We start from the raw sequence: 17,467 nt of genomic DNA on the forward strand, positions 1-17,467 counted from the left end.
CTAGACTCGGTCCGGTGAGCCCTGCCGGAACGTCGACCACCGCCCCCGCCTCCTCCGAGAAGAAAGGCGGGAAGGGCAGCGGCACGTTGATGCTGCTCGACGGCCACTCCCTGGCCTATCGGGCGTTCTTCGCGTTGCCCGCGGAGAACTTCAAGACCGCGTCGGGGCAGACCACCAACGCCGTCTACGGCTTCACGTCGATGCTCATCAACCTGTTGCGCGACGAGCAGCCCTCCCACATCGCCGCGGCGTTCGACGTCTCCCGTCAGACGTTCCGTGCCGAGATGTACCCGGAGTACAAGGCGCAGCGGAGCAAGTCCCCGGACGAGTTCAACGGTCAGGTCGACCTCACGAAGGACGTCCTGGGTGCGATGGGGATCCCCGTGATGGCCATCGAGGGCTACGAGGCCGACGACATCATCGCCACGCTGACCACCCAGGCCCGTGAGCAGGGATACCGCGTGCTCGTGGTGACCGGCGACCGGGACTCGCTGCAACTCGTCGACGACGGCACCACGGTGCTGTACCCGAAGAAAGGGGTGTCGGAGCTGACCCGCTTCACCCCCGAGGAGGTCGACAAGAAGTACGGTCTGACCCCGTCGCAGTACCCGGATTACGCTGCGCTGCGCGGAGATCCGAGCGACAACCTGCCGGGCATCCCGGGTGTGGGGGAGAAGACCGCGGCCAAGTGGATCCGCGAGTACGGCACCCTGGCCGATCTGGTGCACAACGCCGACAAGGTGACGGGCAAGGTCGGTGACGGTCTGCGAGCTCACCTCGCGTCGGTTCAGCTGAACCGCCAGCTCACCGAGCTGGTGCGCGACATGGAGCTCCCGTTCGGCCCGGACGACCTCAAGCTCGCGCCGTGGGATCGCGACCGCATCCACCAGCTGTTCGACGACCTCGAGTTCCGTGTGCTGCGCGACCGCCTGTTCACCACGCTGAGCTCGGTCGAGCCGGAGGCCGAGTCCGGGTTCGACGTGCGCGGACAGGTCCTGGCCGCCGGCGCGGTCGGCGACTGGCTCGACGCTCACGCCCGCACCGGTCGGTGCGCGGTGTCGGTGGTCGGGCCGCGTCTCGTCTTCGGTTCCGACACCGAGGGCATCGCCTTCGCCGCCGAGGACGGTGAGGCCGCCTATCTCGACACCGCGATCATGGACGCCGCCGACGAGACGGCGCTGTCGGAATGGCTCGCCGATGCGCAGTTCCCCAAGGCGGTGCACGAGGCGAAGTGGGCCATCCACGCCCTGCGGGGTCGGGGGTGGCCGATCGCCGGGATCACCAGCGACACCGCGCTCGCCGCCTATCTCGTGCGTCCGGGACAGCGGTCGTTCAACCTCGACGACCTCGCCCTGCGGTACCTGCGTCGCGAGCTCGTCGCCGACGACACCCCGGACGACGGACAGATGTCATTGCTCGACGAGGGCGGTGACGGTGAGCGGGTCGCCGAGGCGCAGATGATCAACGCGCAGGCAGTCCACGAGTTGGCGGCGACGCTCGACACCGAGCTGACCACCATCGACTCACTGGGCCTGCTCACCGAGATGGAACTGCCCCTGCAGATCGTCCTCGCCGACATCGAGGCGTCCGGGATCGGTGTCGACACCGAGCATTTCGGTGAGCTGGAGTCGCAGTTCGCCGCGCGTATACGCAACGCCGCCGACCTCGCCTTCGAGGCCATCGGCGAGCAGATCAACCTCGGATCGCCGAAGCAATTGCAGACGGTGCTCTTCGACAAGCTGGAGATGCCGAAGACCAAGCGCACCAAGACCGGCTACACCACCGACGCCGATGCGCTGCAGAGCCTGTTCGACAAGACCGAGCACCCGTTCCTGGCCCACCTCCTCGACCACCGCGACGCCACGCGCCTCAAGGTCACCGTGGACGGACTGCTCAAATCGGTTGCCGACGACGGACGCATCCACACCACCTTCACGCAGACCATCGCGGCGACCGGTCGGCTGTCCTCGACCGAGCCGAACCTGCAGAACATCCCGGTGCGCACCGACGCCGGCCGCGACATCCGCAAGGGGTTCGTCGTCGGGCAGGGTCCGGACGCGACCCGGTACGAGTCGCTCATGACCGCCGATTACAGCCAGATCGAGATGCGGATCATGGCGCACCTGTCGGAGGACGCCGGGCTTATCGAGGCGTTCAACACCGGTGAGGACCTGCACAGCTTCGTCGGCTCGCGTGCGTTCGGCGTGCCGATCGACGAGGTCACCGCCGACATGCGCCGGCGTGTCAAGGCGATGTCGTACGGACTCGCCTACGGGCTCAGCGCTTTCGGGCTCTCGGCGCAGCTCAAGATCAGCACCGGCGAGGCCAAGGAACAGATGGAGGCGTACTTCTCGCGCTTCGGTGGTGTCCGCGACTATCTCCAGGAGACGGTCGAGGAGGCCCGCCGTAACGAGTACACCTCGACACTGTTCGGGCGTCGTCGCTACCTGCCCGATCTGAACAGCGACAACCGGCAGCGACGCGAGGTCGCCGAGCGGGCCGCGCTCAACGCGCCGATCCAGGGCACCGCGGCAGACATCATCAAGGTCGCGATGATCAACGTGCAGCGGGCGTTGACCGCGGCGGGGTTGCGGTCGCGGATGCTGCTGCAGGTGCACGACGAGCTGGTGTTCGAGGTCGCCGACGGTGAGCGCGAACAGCTCGACGCGCTGGTGCGCGCCGAGATGGGCGGGGCCATCGAGCTGTCGGTGCCGCTGGACGTCTCGGTCGGCTTCGGGTTGTCCTGGGACGAGGCCGCGCACTGATCGTGTGCGCGCCACCCGCGGGCGCATCGGTCACTCCGACACGGAGATGAGATCCACCTCGGCACGTGCGTCGCTGTCCCACCGGCGCATCCCGATGATGGTGGCGGTCAACGACACCCCGTGCGCCGAGTCGTCGGCGACCGCGACGGCGCGCCCGAGCTGGTCGTCGGTCACCCGTCGGGCCACCGTCAAATGCGGTGTCCACCGGTCCGGCTCGCAGTGCGGAAACACCTCGCCACGGACGAACGGGCCGGCGATCTCGTACACCTCGCGGTGTAGCGCGAGCAGGTCCCGACTCGCGACCACGAGCCGGGCCACCGTCGACCGCCCGCCCCGGAACACCACGGTCGCGCCGATGTCGACGCGCAGGGGCAGACGGGGCCCGAGGGTCCGGGCGACGTCGTCGACCGCCGCGTCGATCCCCTCGGCGGCGGCGAGGGTGATGTGGGGGCGGTTGGAACTCGATCGGTGGTTGCCCTGGCTGGGCAGCCCGTTGTCCATCAGTGCCGTCCACATCCGGCGCACCGCGGCGTCGGTGTCGGGGTCCATCAGCAGTTCGATCGAATGCGCCATGCGCCCATTGTCCCCGTGGGCCGACGCCTCAGTCGGGTGTGCGGCAGCAGAAGATCGCGGTACCGGGGAAGTACTGACCGCGTAGCGGGCTCCACTGTCCCCACTCCCGGTCGAGGTGCTCGGGCCACTCGGGTTCGATGACATCGTCGAGAACCAGGCCGGCGGCGCGGATCTCGCGCACCCGGTCGCCGATGGTCCGGTGGTGCTCGACGTAGGTGACCGTGCCGTCGTCGTCGACCTCCACGTAGGGGGAGCGGTCGAAGTAGGGGATCGCGACGGTCAGGCCCGCCGGACCGGGATCGTCGGGGAAGATCCACCGCATCGGGTGGTTCACGGCGAACACCCAGCGACCGCCCGGACGCAACACCCGCGCCACCTCGGCCATCACCCTCGCCGAATCGGCGACGAACGGGACCGCGCCGAACGCCGAACACGCGATGTCGAACGAGGCGTCGGCGAAGGGCAGGTGTTCGGCGCCCGCCTGGACCAGTGGGACGGGGGAGGTGTCGTCCCGGCCGGCGATGCGACCGCGGGCGAGCATCCCGGCCGAGACGTCGAGTCCCACCGACCGCGCGCCCTGGCTGCGCAACCAGCGCGCGCACGGCGCCGACCCGCAGCCGATCTCGAGGATGTCGCGGTCGGCGATGTCGCCCAGCAGGCCGACGTCGCCCTCGTGCAGGCCCTCCGGACACCAGACGAACTCGCCGGAGGCCGTGTCGACTCCGAGGAACGCGGCGTGCTCGTCGTGATAATCGCCGGCGTCGAAATCCCACCAGCTGCGGTTGGCGGCCTCACTGACCGCCGAATCCGGGCGTAACCGCATGGTCGGACGCTGCAACGGGGTCTCCTGGAGGGTCGAACGGGCGGTGTGCGCGAGCCGACCTCGACACATTTGCCCAGGACACCGGGGCTGGCGTAACCTGACACACGCGCGTGCCCATGCTCGCGTAGGGAAGTCATGTCCGCATAGGACACCAACCCGCTCGAATCGAACCTACTAGAACACTGTCCGGAGCAACCCAACATATGCCGTCCACGACCATCACCTCGCCGCAAGTCGCCGTCAACGACATCGGCACTGCCGAGGACTTCCTCGCCGCAATCGACGCAACGATCAAGTACTTCAACGATGGCGACATCGTCGAAGGCACCATCGTCAAGGTCGACCGCGACGAGGTCCTGCTCGATATCGGTTACAAGACCGAGGGTGTCATCCCCTCGCGTGAGCTGTCCATCAAGCACGACGTCGACCCCAACGAGGTCGTCAACGTCGGAGACGTGGTGGAAGCACTGGTCCTCACCAAGGAGGACAAAGAAGGTCGGCTGATCCTCTCCAAGAAGCGCGCGCAGTACGAGCGTGCCTGGGGAACGATCGAGGAGCTCAAGGAGAAAGACGAGGCCGTCAAGGGCACCGTCATCGAGGTCGTCAAGGGCGGCCTCATCCTCGACATCGGCCTGCGTGGCTTCCTCCCGGCATCGCTGGTGGAGATGCGTCGCGTCCGCGATCTGCAGCCGTACATCGGCAAGGAGATCGAGGCCAAGATCATCGAGCTCGACAAGAACCGCAACAACGTGGTCCTGTCGCGCCGTGCGTGGCTCGAGCAGACCCAGTCCGAGGTCCGCAGCGAGTTCCTGCACCAGCTGCAGAAGGGCCAGGTCCGCAAGGGCGTCGTGTCCTCGATCGTCAACTTCGGTGCGTTCGTCGATCTCGGCGGCGTCGACGGTCTGGTGCACGTCTCCGAGCTGTCCTGGAAGCACATCGACCATCCGTCCGAGGTCGTCGCCGTCGGTGACGAGGTCACCGTCGAGGTTCTCGACGTCGATCTCGATCGCGAGCGGGTCTCGCTGTCGCTCAAGGCGACCCAGGAAGATCCGTGGCGTCAGTTCGCCCGTACCCACGCGATCGGCCAGATCGTCCCGGGCAAGGTCACCAAGCTGGTCCCCTTCGGTGCGTTCGTTCGCGTCGAAGAGGGGATCGAGGGCCTCGTGCACATCTCGGAGCTGGCCGAGCGCCACGTCGAGGTGCCGGATCAGGTCGTCGCGGTCAACGACGACGCGATGGTCAAGGTCATCGACATCGACCTCGAGCGTCGTCGTATCTCGCTGAGCCTCAAGCAGGCCAACGAGGACTACACCGAGGAGTTCGATCCGTCGAAGTACGGCATGGCCGACAGCTACGACGAGGCGGGCAACTACATCTTCCCCGAGGGCTTCGACTCCGAGACCAACGAATGGCTCGAAGGTTTCGAGAAGCAGCGGGAGGCGTGGGAGTCGCGGTACGCCGAGGCCGAGCGTCGCCACAAGATGCACACCGCTCAGATCGAGAAGTTCGCTGCTGCCGCGGTCGAGGCCGCCAACGCACCGACCGACTACTCCTCGGAGTCGTCGTCGGCGTCGAGCGAGTCCGGTTCGGCGCCTGCCGCTGACGGTGCGGCCTCCGCACCGCGCGGTGGATCGCTGGCCAGCGACGAGCAGCTCGCTGCACTGCGCGAGAAGCTGTCCGGCAACGCCTGATCGCTGATCGCTGAGTTCCGCGAAGAACGCAGCACAGGCCGCGGGCCCCTCCCACTCGGGAGGGGCCCGCGGTTTTTTGCTGTGGTTGATCGAACCGAACCAGCTGTCGTGACCCACGTCATAGTCGGCCGGCGTCGTGGCGAAGGCGACTGACATGACGCCACGGAATGAACCATTTTGCATTGCAAGTGTTTTCGGGCGTGTGGCAATGTTCTGAGCGGCGCGTTCGCGTCCGCGGGTGGCGCTCGGGACGTCGGCCACCCGAGAGGGAGCGTTCGCGGTGAACATGGTGAGTCGGCTGCAGATCTGGCAGCTCGTGGCGTTGGTCGTGGTGGCGCTGGTCGCGCTGTCGGTGGTCGGCGTCCGGTACGCCCGTCTCGATACGCTGATCGGTGTCGGTTCGTACACCGTGCACGCCGATTTCGCGGACTCGGGTGGCATCTTCACCAACGCCGAGGTGACGTACCAGGGTGTCGCGGTGGGTCGGGTGGCGGCGTTGTCGCTCCGCCCCGACGGTGTCCGTGTGGATCTGGACCTGGACTCCGGCGGTCCGAAGGTGCCGGCGACCGCGCAGGCGGTCGTGGCCAACCGATCGGCGATCGGCGAGCAGTTCGTCGACCTACGCCCATCCAGTGTCGGCGGTCCGTACCTGCGCAACGACTCCGTCATCTCCGACACCTCGATCCCGACCCCGGTCGAGGATGTGTTGTCGAGTGCGATCGGGTTGTCGGACTCGGTGCCGATCGACGATCTGAACACCGTGGTCACCGAACTGGGTAAGGCGTTCAACGGCAACGGCGAGAACCTCGAGGGGCTCGTCGATTCGCTGTCGAACCTGGCCAAGACGGGCAACGACAACCTGCCGGCGACGATCTCGTTGATCCGCAACTCCGACACCGTCCTGGGCACCCAGGCCGATCAATCCGACGCCATCCTCGACTGGTCGAAGAACCTCGGTCTGATCACCACCCAGCTCGCGAGCAGCGACCCGTCGATCCGCCGGTTGCTGACCACCGGCACCGCGTCGGCGACGCAGATCTCGGCACTGCTCACGCGCAGCGGTGGTGACGCGACGACCGTGGTGCGCAACCTCGCCACCGACGTACGCAACATCAAGGGCACCTTCCCGCTGATCTCGCCGTCGCTGGCCAACCTGTCGGTGCTGTCGGCGGGTAGCTACTCCACCGCGCCCGGTGACGGCACGATCCACTTCGGGGTGGTGCTGGAGACGAACAACTCGCCCTCGTGCACCGTCGGGTACGAGAGCACCCGGGCCGAGATCGCTGCGATCAAGAAGAAGAACCCCGACTTCGACCTCAACTACGACGACTTCCCGTTCAACACGAAGGCCAAGTGTGCCGTGGCGCAGGGCAACCCGACGGTGGTCCGCGGCGCGCAGAACGCGAAGTACGCCGACCCCACGACCACCCAGCCGTGGGACACCAAGCCCAAGAAGGACCCCGACAAGCTCGACCTCAACCCGTTGGTGACGCAGCTGTCCTATCTGCTGGGTGTCTTCCCGAAGTAGGTCGCCCGGGCGTCTGCCACACTGGTCGGCGTGATCAGAGTTGGCCTGTCCGGCGGAATCGGCGCCGGTAAATCGACCGTCGCGCGGACGTTCACCGAGCGTGGCGCCTACCTCATCGACGCGGACAAGATCGCGCGTGAGGTCGTTGCGCCCGGCAGCGACGGACTCGCGGAGTTGGTCGAGGCGTTCGGCGACGACATCCTCGCCGCCGACGGCAGCCTCGACCGCGCAGCACTGGCCGCCAAGGCGTTCGTCGACGAGGAACAGCGTCAGCGGCTCAACGCCATCACCCACCCGCGCGTGGGCGCCCGCACCTGGGAACTGCTCGGCGCCGCACCCGACGACGCGATCGTCGTCCAGGATGTGCCCCTGCTCGTCGAAGGCGGGATGGCGCCGTTCTTCAACCTCGTGATCATCGTGCACGCCGACGAGGACCTGCGTATCGAGCGCCTCACCGGGCAGCGGGGCATGGACGCCGACGACGCGCGCGCCCGCATCCGGTCGCAGGCCACCGTGGAGCAGCGTCGCGAGGTCGCCGACGTCTGGCTCGACAACAGCGGCACCGCCGACGATCTCGCAGCCCTCGCCGCACACGTGTGGGACGAACGGCTGGTTCCCTACGAGGCCAACGTACGAGCAGGCACCCCCGCCACGCGCGACGACCGGAACGTCGTGCCCGCCGACCCCGCCTGGGCCCGTCAGGGTCGGCGGCTGGCCGATCGACTCCGGGTGCTGGGCGCAGAGCACGCGGTCGCGGTCGAGCACGTCGGCCCCACCGCGGTCCCCGATCGTGACGCGCCGGATGTCATCGACCTACAGATCACCGCACGGGACCTCGCCGCCGCGGATGCGCTCGCCGCCGCCGTGGCCGCAGGCGGGTTCCCCCGCCTCGCCGACGAGGAGGCGGCCTACGCGTCGGCCGACCCGGGGCGCCCAGCGATCGTCCGGGTCGAGGTCGAGAGCTCGACAGTCCGCGACCCGGCGTAGGAGTCGTACAGTCGTACCGATCGGCGGCGATAGGGTCGACCGATCGGACCATGCGGACCGCTGCGCGAGTGACCCGCGAGTTGGGTTGAGCCGCAACACTCGATCCCGTGAGCATCACCGAACTCGCACGACTGTCACCATCCGTCGGTGACGACGGGCACGCGCTCGACGAACTGCTACGCGCTGTGAGCCGGTACAGCACGAACTATCTGGCCACCGACCACCCGGGACCGACCGCCGAACGATCCGCACTGGCAGCCGCTTTCGCGGGCCCCTTGCAGGGTGGGTCGATCGACGCGGTCGCGGTTCTCGACGAGCTGATCGTCAACGGCGAACCGGGCCTGCTGCATTCGGGTGCGCCGACCTTCCTCGGCTTCGTCATGGGCGGTGCGCACCCGATCTCCGTCGCCACCGAATGGCTCACGTCGATCTGGGATCAGTGCGGAGCGCTGTACGCGACCAGCCCCACCGCGTCGGTCGTGGAGGACACCGTCGCCCGGTGGCTCGTGAGCATGTTCGGGTTGCCGCAACAGACCTCGGTGGGGATCACCTCGGGCTGCGCGATGTCGAACCTGAGTGGACTCGCCGCCGCCCGCCACGCGGTTCTCGACGCGGCCGGCTGGGACGTCGAACGCGACGGTTTGTTCGGTGCGCCTGTCCCGCGGGTGCTGGTGAGCAGAGGCTGCCACACCACCGTCTTCCGGGCGCTGCGACTGCTCGGCATGGCCGGGCAGATCCATCTCGTCGACACCGACGACCAGGGCCGGATGTCGCTGCCCGCGCTGCAGGAGTCGCTGCGCACGACCGACGGTCCGCTGATCGTGTGCGGGCAGGTCGGCAACGTCGACACCGGATCGGTCGACCCGATGCCGGAGATCTGCGCCGCCGCGCACGACGCGGGCGGGTGGGTGCACGTCGACGCGGCGTTCGGCATGTGGGCCGCTGCCGGACACACCGTGCGCCACCAGGTGACCGGCCTCGAGTTCGCCGACTCGTGGGCCACCGACGCCCACAAGTGGCTCAATGTCCCCTACGACTGCGGTCTGGTGTTCTGTGCCCACCCCGAGGCGCACCGTGCGGCGCTGCGGACCACCGCCGACTACCTGACCGCGGCGGCCGACGGCGCACGCGATCCCGCCGACTACACCCCGGATCTGTCGCGACGCGCACGGGCACTTGTGCTCTGGGCGACCCTGCGCCACCTCGGAACCGACGGCGTGGCCGATCTGATCGACCGGTCGTGCGCACACGCCGCCACGTTGGCGTCGCGGTTGTCGACGGTTCCCGGCGTGCGGATCGTGAACGACGTCGTCCTCAACCAGGTGCTCGTCACGTTCGACGCACCCGGAACCGGCCCCACGCGAGCGCATCTGGACGCGATCGTCGCCCGACTGCAGCACGGGGGCACGGGGTGGGCGAGTCCCACGACCTGGCGCGGCCTGCCGACGTTGCGGCTGTCGGTGTGCAACTGGCAGACCACGGCCGGCGACATCGACGCCTGCGCGTCCGCGATCATCGCCGCCCACCGCGCGACCACCGACCACCCCATCCACCGAGGAGAACAGTCATGAGCACCACATCGACCCCATCCGTCACCCCGGTGGTCACCGCCACACCGGATCTCGCCGCCGTCGTCGACACGTTGACGTCGTCGTTCGCCGCCGATCCCATCATCGAATGGGCCATCCCGTCGTCGACACCTGATCGACGTCGGTACCTCGACGCGTTCTTCGAGATCACCACCCGGGCGCTCCTCGACGGCGGTGGCCACGTCGCGGCCACACCGACCTACGACGGGGTCGTCGTGTGGTCGGGAACCGAGCCGGCCACCGACGCCGAGAACTCCCGGATGCTCGCCGACCTCGAGGACCGGTGCGGTCCCTGCGGCCCGCAGGTGCGACTCCTCATGGAGATCCTGGACGCACACCACCCGACCGATCTGCCCCCTCACGTGCATTGCCTCTACGCCGCCGTGCGCGCCGAGGCGCGGGGGAGTGGCGCGAGGGAGATGGTGATCGGCGCGTTCCGAGAACTACGGATCGCCCGCGGACTCGGTGTGTACGCCGAGGCCTCGTCGGAGCGGAGCCTCAAGCTGTGGAAGCGGCTCGGATCCGAACAACTCGGCGAGCCCATCGTGCTGCCCGCCGGACCGTCGCTGTACCCCATCTTCCGGTCGGCGTAGATGTCGGCCACCGGAGTCCCCGACGCCCCGGCGCCCCGCGCCCCCCGGCGCACGACCATCAGCAACCCATACCTCCATCGATTGCAGCGCAGACACTTCCTGCTCTTCGACATCGCCCCGATCATCGGAACGGTTGCCGCCGTGGGGTTCCTGTTCGTGCAGCCGATCGGGATCGTCGATGTCGTCCTGTTCGTCACGATGTACCTGCTCACCGGCCTGGGCATCACCGTCGGCTATCACCGGTTGTTCACCCACCGCACCTTCACCGCCCACCCGTCGGTGACCACGGTCCTGGCCGTGCTCGGATCGATGGCCGGGCAGGGACCGGTCATCTCCTGGGTGGCACTGCACCGGCGCCACCACGAGTGCAGCGACTCCGACGGTGACCCGCACTCGCCCAACCTGTCCGGGGACGGGATCCGCGGCGCACTGACCGGGTTGGCGCACTCGCACTTCCTGTGGATGCGGCGGCACGACTACCCCAACATCGTCCACTACGCACCCGACCTGCTGAAGAACCGTCGCCTCACCCGCGTGGCCCGCCTCTACTACTGGTGGGTTGCCCTCGGTCTCCTCGGCCCGGCCGTCGTCGCCGGTCTGATGTACCAGAGCTGGACTGGAGCGATCGCCGGACTGCTGTGGGGCGGGCTGGTCCGCATGTTCGTGCTCGAACACGTCGTGTGGGCGATCAACTCCTTCCTGCACATGTTCGGCACCAAGCCCTATCGGTCGCGCGAGAACAGCCGCAACGGCGGAATCTTCGCGGTCCTGACGCTGGGGGAGTCGTGGCACAACAACCACCACGCGTTCCCGGAATCTGCGTCGTTCGGACTGGACTGGTATCGCCTCGATCCCGGGTACTGGGTGATCGCAGCGCTCGCCGCGTGTGGCCTGGTGACCGATGTCCGACGCCCGACGCCCGAACGAATGTCCGCCAAACGCATGTCGAATCGACAGGGAGAGAGCGCATGACCATCGAGAACACCGTCCCGACCGCCGAATCGGTCACCCGGTGGAGCCGGGAGTGCATCGCGGACCTGCTCGACGTACCGGTCGAGTCGATCGACCCGTCGACGAGTTTCGACCGTCTCGGCGTCGACTCGGCGCACGCCGTCGCGTTGCTGATCGAGATCGAGGAACGCTACGGGGTCGACATCCCGCCGGAGGCCCTCTTCGACGACCCCACCCTCGACGCGGTCACAGCGTTCGTGCTCGATCACCTCGCCGCGCGGTGACGACCCAGACGGTGCAGACCCAGACGGGGAGCGACCGGGCCCGGGTCGCCACCGACGCGGTCCGGCACCACTACGACGTCGGCAACGAGTTCTTCGGTCTGTGGTTGGACGAGACGCTCTCGTACTCCTGTGCGCTGCGCGCGGGCGGCTCGGACACGTTGGCCGACGCACAGATCCGCAAGCTCGACCACCATCTCCACGCGGTCGACGCCGATCGTGCCCACCGCCTGCTCGACATCGGGTGCGGGTGGGGAGCGGTGCTGCGGCGCGCGGTGGAGGGCCATGGCGTCGGCCGTGCGGTCGGTCTCACCCTGAGTGCCGAGCAGGCCGCTCACATCACCGATCGGGGCGACCCGGCCATCGAGGTGCGCACCGAGAGCTGGACCCAGCACGCCCCCACGGAACCGTACGACGCGATCATCTCCATCGGCGCGTTCGAGCATTTTGCCGACCCGACCGACCCGCCCGAGGCGAAGATCGCGGTCTACCGCGACTTCTTCGATCATTGTCGTCGGTGGCTGAACCCGGGCGGGACGCTCTCGCTGCAGACCATCGTCTACGCCACGATGTCCCCGGACGCCGCGAGCACGTTCATGCAGCAGGAGATCTTCCCGAACGCCGAACTCCCCACCTTCGCCGAGATCGCCGCCGCTGCCGAGGGACTGTTCGAGATCACCGCGGTCGACAACGGCCGCGAGGACTATGCCTGGACCTGCGGGACGTGGGCGGCACGACTCCGCGAGAACCGAACCAGGGCAACCGAACTGGTGGGTGCGGACACCGTGGCCCGCTACCAGCGCTACCTCACCCAGTCCGCACTCGGGTTCCGGATGGGCAAGATCGGGCTCTACCGCATCGCGCTGAGGCCCTACCCCGACACCCACTTCGGATCCCGTCGGACCAGCCGACCGTGACCACGACGGCCACGCCGGACGAATCGGTCCGGTTCAACCCCTTCACGGCCGAGTTCCGCAGGAACCCGTACCCGGCGTACGCCCGGCTGCGTGAGCACCGCCCCATCGCACGCACAATGGGGATGTGGGTCCTCACGCGGCACGCTGACGTCCGCGCTGTTCTGGGCGACCGCTCGTTCAGCTCGGACGTGATACCGCAGATGGTGACCAGGGCCGCCGCCGAAGCGGACCACCTGACGACCGGTATCGAGAGACTGGGCGCCACCTCCCTGGTCTTCACCGACGACCCCGCCCACGCGCGACTGCGCGGTCTGGTGAACACGGTCTTCACCCGAACCACCGTGGAGGCACTGCGCCCGGTGGTCTCCCACATCGCCGTCGAGCTCGTCGACCGTGTCGCCAGGGCCGGCGTCACCGACATCATCAGCCGTGTCGCCGCGCCCCTGCCGGTCCGCGTCCTGTGCGCCTGGATGGCCCTGCCGTCGGCGGTCGCCGACCATGTCACGGCATGGACCAGGGACATCCGGCTGCTGCTCGAACCCGGCCTGCTGCGCCGAGGGGAACACGAACGGATCGGTGACGTGATCGACACCTTCACCGCCGCGCTGGCGGAGATGATCGCCGATCGCCGACGACGCCCGGGTGACGACCTGGTCTCGCACCTGCTCGCCTCGCGCACGGGAGGGGGCGACACCCTCACCGACGAGGAGACGGCCCACCTTCTGATCATGTGTTTCGTGGCCGGCGTCGAGACGACGACGTCGCTGATCGGCAACGCCCTGCTGGCCATCCTGACCCGTCCCGATCTCGCCGACAGCCTTTCCTGCCGTGCCGATCTCGTGCCCGGTACGATCCGCGAGACGCTCCGGTACGACAGTCCGCTGCAGATGACCACACGCGTGGCCGGCCGCGATTCGCTCGTCGCCGATCACGCCATCGCCGCCGGCGAGCAGGTACTGCTGTGCCTCGGATCCGCCAATCGCGATCCCGCTGTCTTCTCGCGACCGGACGACTTCGATCCGTCGCGCCGGACGGCTTCCCGTGCGGAGGACCATCTCGCCTTGGGCCACGGCATGCACGGCTGCCTGGGCGGCGCACTCGCACGACTACAGGCCGAGGTGGTGGTCGCGGAGCTCGTGGGCCGCGATGGCCAACCGCGCATGACCTGCGACCCGGCCGATCTCGAGTGGCAGGAATCGAGTCTCATCCTCCGCGCGCTGAAGCAACTGCCGATCGAGCTGGGCGCCGCGTCGTGAGCACATCCGTGTCGACGATCCCCGGGATCGTCGAACACCGAGCGCGTACCGACCCCGACGGTCGGGCCTATGTCTTCCTCGACGACCACGGCGAGGAATCGGCGACCGTGACCTACGCCGCGCTGCAGCAGCGTTCGGTACGGGTCGCCGCCGAGCTGCGGCGCCACTGCCGCCCCGGCGACCGGGCACTCTTGGTGTTCGGCCAGAGTCCGCACTTCGTGTCCGGCTACCTCGCCTGCCTGTACAGCGGGGTACTGGCCGTCCCGGTCGCACCTGCGCGACGCGGCGGGCCGTCGGACGTACTCGACGCCATCGTGACCGACTGCGCACCGACGGTCGTCCTCACCGAATCCGGTATCGGCGGCATCGCCGGCTCGGTCGAGCGCACGACGGGGTCGCTACCCCGGATCGTGGTGGACGAGCTCACGCCCGCAGCCGTTCCCGATCCGGGTGCACCCCTGGACGTCGTCTCGAACGACGTCGCCTTCCTGCAGTACACATCGGGTTCGACGTCGGATCCGAAGGGCGTCATGGTCACCCACGGCAACCTCATGGCCAACCAGGAGATGATCCGCCACGCCTTCGGCCACGATCAGCACTCGACCGTGGTCGGGTGGGCGCCGTTCTTCCACGACCAGGGTCTGATCGGCAACCTCATGCAGCCGCTCTACGTCGGCGCCACCGCGGTGATGATGTCACCGGGCGCGTTCATCCGGCGACCGCTGCTGTGGCTCAGGACGATCGACCGATACCGGGCGCACACCAGCGGCGGCCCCAACTTCGCCTACGACGCCTGCGTCGCGCGCGCCGCGACGGCCGACCTCACCGGGCTGGACCTCAGCTCGTGGACCGTCGCGTTCAACGGTGCCGAACCGATCCGCCCCGACACCCTCGATCGGTTCGCGGAGACGTTCGCTCCGTACGGGTTCCGCGGGACCGCGCATTTCCCGTGCTACGGGTTGGCCGAGGCGACGCTGTTGGTGAGCGCGAGTCGCGCGGGTCGAGGACCGAAAGCGATCACTGTCGACCCCGACCGACTACGCGACCGCAACGTGGTCGGGTCCACGGCCTCCGATGCGGTCGGACTCGTCGGGTCGGGCACGCTCACCGACGGGACCGGGGTGGTGATCGTCGACCCGGACAGCGGACGGCGCTGTCGCGACGGCGACGTGGGCGAGATCTGGGTGTCGGGACCGCAGGTGGCCCAAGGCTATTGGCGCAACCAGGCGGCCACCGCACACGATTTCGGGAACACACTCGACGACGGTTCGGACGTGCGGTACCTGCGCACCGGTGACCTCGGTGCCCTGGTGGGTGACGAACTGTACGTCGTCGGACGGGTCACGGACATGGTGATCATCCGCGGCAAGAACCACCACCCGCACGACATCGAGGACACCGCGCAGCGTGCGCATCGCTCGATCAGACCGGGCGGATGCGCCGCGTTCTCCGTCGCCGGTGCCACGGGGGAGACGTTGGTCGTGGTGGCCGAGATCGCCGCGGAGATCCCGGAGCCCGACCCCGACGCGGTGGCCGAGGCGATCCGAGGCGCGGTCACCACCCGACATCAGGTGTCCGCACGACACGTCGTCATCACGATCGCGGGGACCCTGGAGAAGACGACCAGCGGCAAGATCCGACGATCGGCCGCGCGGGCGCGGTACCTCGGCCACGGGTTCCCGGCGGTGACGCGGTGACCGCCGAGCCGGTCGGGTTCGTCTTCGATCCGTTCGCGGACGGCTTCACCGACGACCCCCACCCGCACTACGCCCGGCTGCGCGATCGGGCGCCGGTCTGCCGACATCCGCTGGGCTTCTGGATCGTGTCCCGGCACGCCGATGTCGCGCACCTGCAGCGTTCGGCGCAGTCGGTCGACGAACAGTCGCTCGCCGATGTGCCGGAGTACAAACGCGACTCGGCCGAGATGGGCAAGGCGAACCGGATGATGGCCGGGTTGTCGATGATCGATCGTGATCCACCGGACCACACCCGCCTACGGCGTCTGGTCGCGGCCGCGTTCATCCGACGATCGGTACACGCCCTCGAACCGCGGATCGTCGACCTGGTCGACGAGGCCTGCGACCGCCTCGCCGACGCCGGTCGGGTCGATGTGGTTGCCGACCTCGCGTTCCCGCTGCCGTTCATCGTCATCTCGGAGTTGCTCGGATTGCCGATGATCGACGGCGCACGGCTGCGGGAGCTCACCGGTACGCTCGTCCGCGGTCTGGAACCGTTGCCGGATCCGTCGCTCGCGGCCGAGATCCGCACGGCGAACGCCGAACTGACCTCGATGGTGAGCGACATGATCGCCCACCGGCGGACCCGACCGGCCGACGATCTGATCACCGCGCTCCTGCGCGGCGACGATCACGGCGACGTCCTGACCCCGGACGAGCTCGTCGCTCAGGTGATGCTGCTCTACATCGCCGGACACGAGACCACGGTCAACCTGATCGCCGGCGGGTTGTCCACGCTGATCCGCCATCCCGCCCAGCTCGCCCTGCTGCGGACGACGCCCGGGCTCGCCGACAACGCGGTCGACGAGATGCTGCGGTACGACAGCCCGGTGCACCTCATGCGGCGCATCACCACGACCCCGATGATGTTCCCCGACGGCGTGATCCCGGCCGGGGTGTTCGTGACCGCAGCCATCGCCGCGGCCAACCGGGACCCGCGGGTGTTCGGGCCCGATGCCGACGTCCCCCGGATCGATCGGGCCGACGCGCGACGACACCTGTCGTTCGGAGCCGGGATCCACCACTGCATAGGCGCTGCCCTCGCGCGTCTCGAGGCGCGGGTGGTCTTCACCCGGTTCGCGGCCCGGTTTCCCGATGCGGTCGTCGACGAGACGCGGTGGAACGGTCGCATCAACGTCCGGGGGCCGGCGTCGCTGCTGGTCACCGTGCGCTGACCGGCCCCGATCAGCGGCCGGACTCCCAGGACAGCGGCGCCCCCGTGGACTCGAGCCAGGCGGTCACGTCATGGCCGTGCTCGGCCGCACCCACCAGGGTGCGGGTGGCGATCGCCACCGCCCGCACCGACGCGTCGCCGGTGAGGAGCCCGGCGTGGTGCGCCTCGAGGAGTTCGTCGACGTCGACGAGCTCGAGGGGTCGTCCGGGGACGTCGATCAGGTCCAGGTACCAGTCCTCGGCGTGCCAGCGCCCGCGTTCGTCGGGACCGGAGAACCGGCCCACATCGAGGTAGAGCCGCTGCCCGGTGTCGTGGCCCGCCACGAAGTGGAAGATGCTGACCCGCAGCCCGTGCCCGGGCAACAACCACGACTCGAGGTGATGGAACCGGGGATGATCGGCTGTCCGCGACATGTACAGGCCGAAGTCGGTCTCGGTGTAGGTCTCGACCGGTCGGACGAACCCCTTGTTGTCGGTGTTGGTCATCGCCCGCACGTCGAAGACCTCACGTTTGGGCGGGTGGGGTGGGGGTGGTTCCGACGCCGCCATGGCGAGGACACTAGTGCGGTCGGGCGTCGCCCGGCCCCTGTCGTACCCCGCGCCT

The 17,467-nt window shown here is 68.5% G+C and carries 15 protein-coding genes; 12 read left to right on the top strand and 3 right to left on the bottom strand.

Annotation, left to right across the window (positions count from 1 at the left end):
- The first annotated feature begins 14 nt into the window (after positions 1 to 14).
- Positions 15 to 2,765: a DNA polymerase I gene (gene polA / locus IEV93_RS13725; RefSeq protein WP_371873819.1), complete on the top strand. Its 2,751-nt coding sequence runs from the start codon at positions 15 to 17 to the stop codon at positions 2,763 to 2,765.
- A gap of 30 nt (positions 2,766 to 2,795) precedes the next feature.
- Here the strand turns inward: polA and IEV93_RS13730 are convergent, their stop codons facing one another.
- Complete coding sequence (locus tag IEV93_RS13730) at positions 2,796 to 3,338, bottom strand: 2'-5' RNA ligase family protein (RefSeq protein ID WP_188490221.1); 543 nt, start codon at positions 3,336 to 3,338, stop codon at positions 2,796 to 2,798.
- A gap of 28 nt (positions 3,339 to 3,366) precedes the next feature.
- A complete protein-coding gene (locus IEV93_RS13735; RefSeq protein WP_229705091.1) occupies positions 3,367 to 4,161 on the bottom strand; it encodes a class I SAM-dependent methyltransferase in 795 nt (264 codons plus the stop codon).
- Between the two features lie 203 nt (positions 4,162 to 4,364).
- Between IEV93_RS13735 and rpsA the strand changes: the two genes are divergently transcribed.
- From rpsA to IEV93_RS13785, 11 genes are all read left to right on the top strand, one after another.
- Complete coding sequence (gene rpsA, locus IEV93_RS13740; RefSeq protein ID WP_188490223.1) at positions 4,365 to 5,852, top strand: 30S ribosomal protein S1; 1,488 nt, start codon at positions 4,365 to 4,367, stop codon at positions 5,850 to 5,852.
- A gap of 286 nt (positions 5,853 to 6,138) precedes the next feature.
- Positions 6,139 to 7,380 carry an MCE family protein gene (locus IEV93_RS13745; protein ID WP_188490603.1) on the top strand — a complete coding sequence of 414 codons (1,242 nt, stop codon included), beginning with the start codon at positions 6,139 to 6,141 and terminating at the stop codon, positions 7,378 to 7,380.
- Between the two features lie 30 nt (positions 7,381 to 7,410).
- Positions 7,411 to 8,367, top strand: a complete 957-nt coding sequence (gene coaE, locus IEV93_RS13750) for a dephospho-CoA kinase (protein ID WP_188490224.1) — start codon at positions 7,411 to 7,413, stop codon at positions 8,365 to 8,367.
- Between the two features lie 107 nt (positions 8,368 to 8,474).
- The gene (locus IEV93_RS13755; protein ID WP_229705092.1) at positions 8,475 to 9,938 is read left to right on the top strand and encodes a pyridoxal phosphate-dependent decarboxylase family protein; all 1,464 of its coding nucleotides are present in this window, start codon (positions 8,475 to 8,477) and stop codon (positions 9,936 to 9,938) included.
- Positions 9,935 to 10,549: a GNAT family N-acetyltransferase gene (locus IEV93_RS13760; protein WP_188490225.1), complete on the top strand. Its 615-nt coding sequence runs from the start codon at positions 9,935 to 9,937 to the stop codon at positions 10,547 to 10,549. Before IEV93_RS13755 ends, IEV93_RS13760 begins: the two co-directional genes overlap by 4 nt.
- On the top strand, positions 10,550 to 11,521 hold the full coding sequence (locus IEV93_RS13765; RefSeq protein WP_188490226.1) for an acyl-CoA desaturase: 972 nt from the start codon (positions 10,550 to 10,552) through the stop codon (positions 11,519 to 11,521).
- The gene (locus tag IEV93_RS22530) at positions 11,518 to 11,784 is read left to right on the top strand and encodes an acyl carrier protein (RefSeq protein ID WP_229705093.1); all 267 of its coding nucleotides are present in this window, start codon (positions 11,518 to 11,520) and stop codon (positions 11,782 to 11,784) included. Before IEV93_RS13765 ends, IEV93_RS22530 begins: the two co-directional genes overlap by 4 nt.
- A gap of 11 nt (positions 11,785 to 11,795) precedes the next feature.
- On the top strand, positions 11,796 to 12,698 hold the full coding sequence (locus IEV93_RS13770; RefSeq protein WP_229705094.1) for an SAM-dependent methyltransferase: 903 nt from the start codon (positions 11,796 to 11,798) through the stop codon (positions 12,696 to 12,698).
- Positions 12,695 to 13,954: a cytochrome P450 gene (locus IEV93_RS13775; protein ID WP_188490228.1), complete on the top strand. Its 1,260-nt coding sequence runs from the start codon at positions 12,695 to 12,697 to the stop codon at positions 13,952 to 13,954. Before IEV93_RS13770 ends, IEV93_RS13775 begins: the two co-directional genes overlap by 4 nt.
- Positions 13,951 to 15,651, top strand: coding sequence for a fatty acyl-AMP ligase (locus tag IEV93_RS13780; protein ID WP_188490229.1), 1,701 nt, complete (start codon positions 13,951 to 13,953; stop codon positions 15,649 to 15,651). The genes IEV93_RS13775 and IEV93_RS13780 overlap by 4 nt, the downstream gene beginning before the upstream one ends.
- Entirely contained in the window at positions 15,648 to 16,865 is a 1,218-nt protein-coding gene (locus IEV93_RS13785) for a cytochrome P450 (protein WP_188490230.1), read from the top strand. The genes IEV93_RS13780 and IEV93_RS13785 overlap by 4 nt, the downstream gene beginning before the upstream one ends.
- Positions 16,866 to 16,875: 10 nt before the next feature.
- Here IEV93_RS13785 and IEV93_RS13790 read toward each other — a convergent pair whose 3' ends face one another.
- The gene (locus IEV93_RS13790) at positions 16,876 to 17,412 is read right to left on the bottom strand and encodes a ribonuclease FAU-1 family protein (protein WP_188490231.1); all 537 of its coding nucleotides are present in this window, start codon (positions 17,410 to 17,412) and stop codon (positions 16,876 to 16,878) included.
- Between the last annotated feature and the right edge of the window lie 55 nt (positions 17,413 to 17,467).

The organism is Williamsia phyllosphaerae (assembly GCF_014635305.1).
GTDB lineage: Bacteria > Actinomycetota > Actinomycetes > Mycobacteriales > Mycobacteriaceae > Williamsia_A > Williamsia_A phyllosphaerae.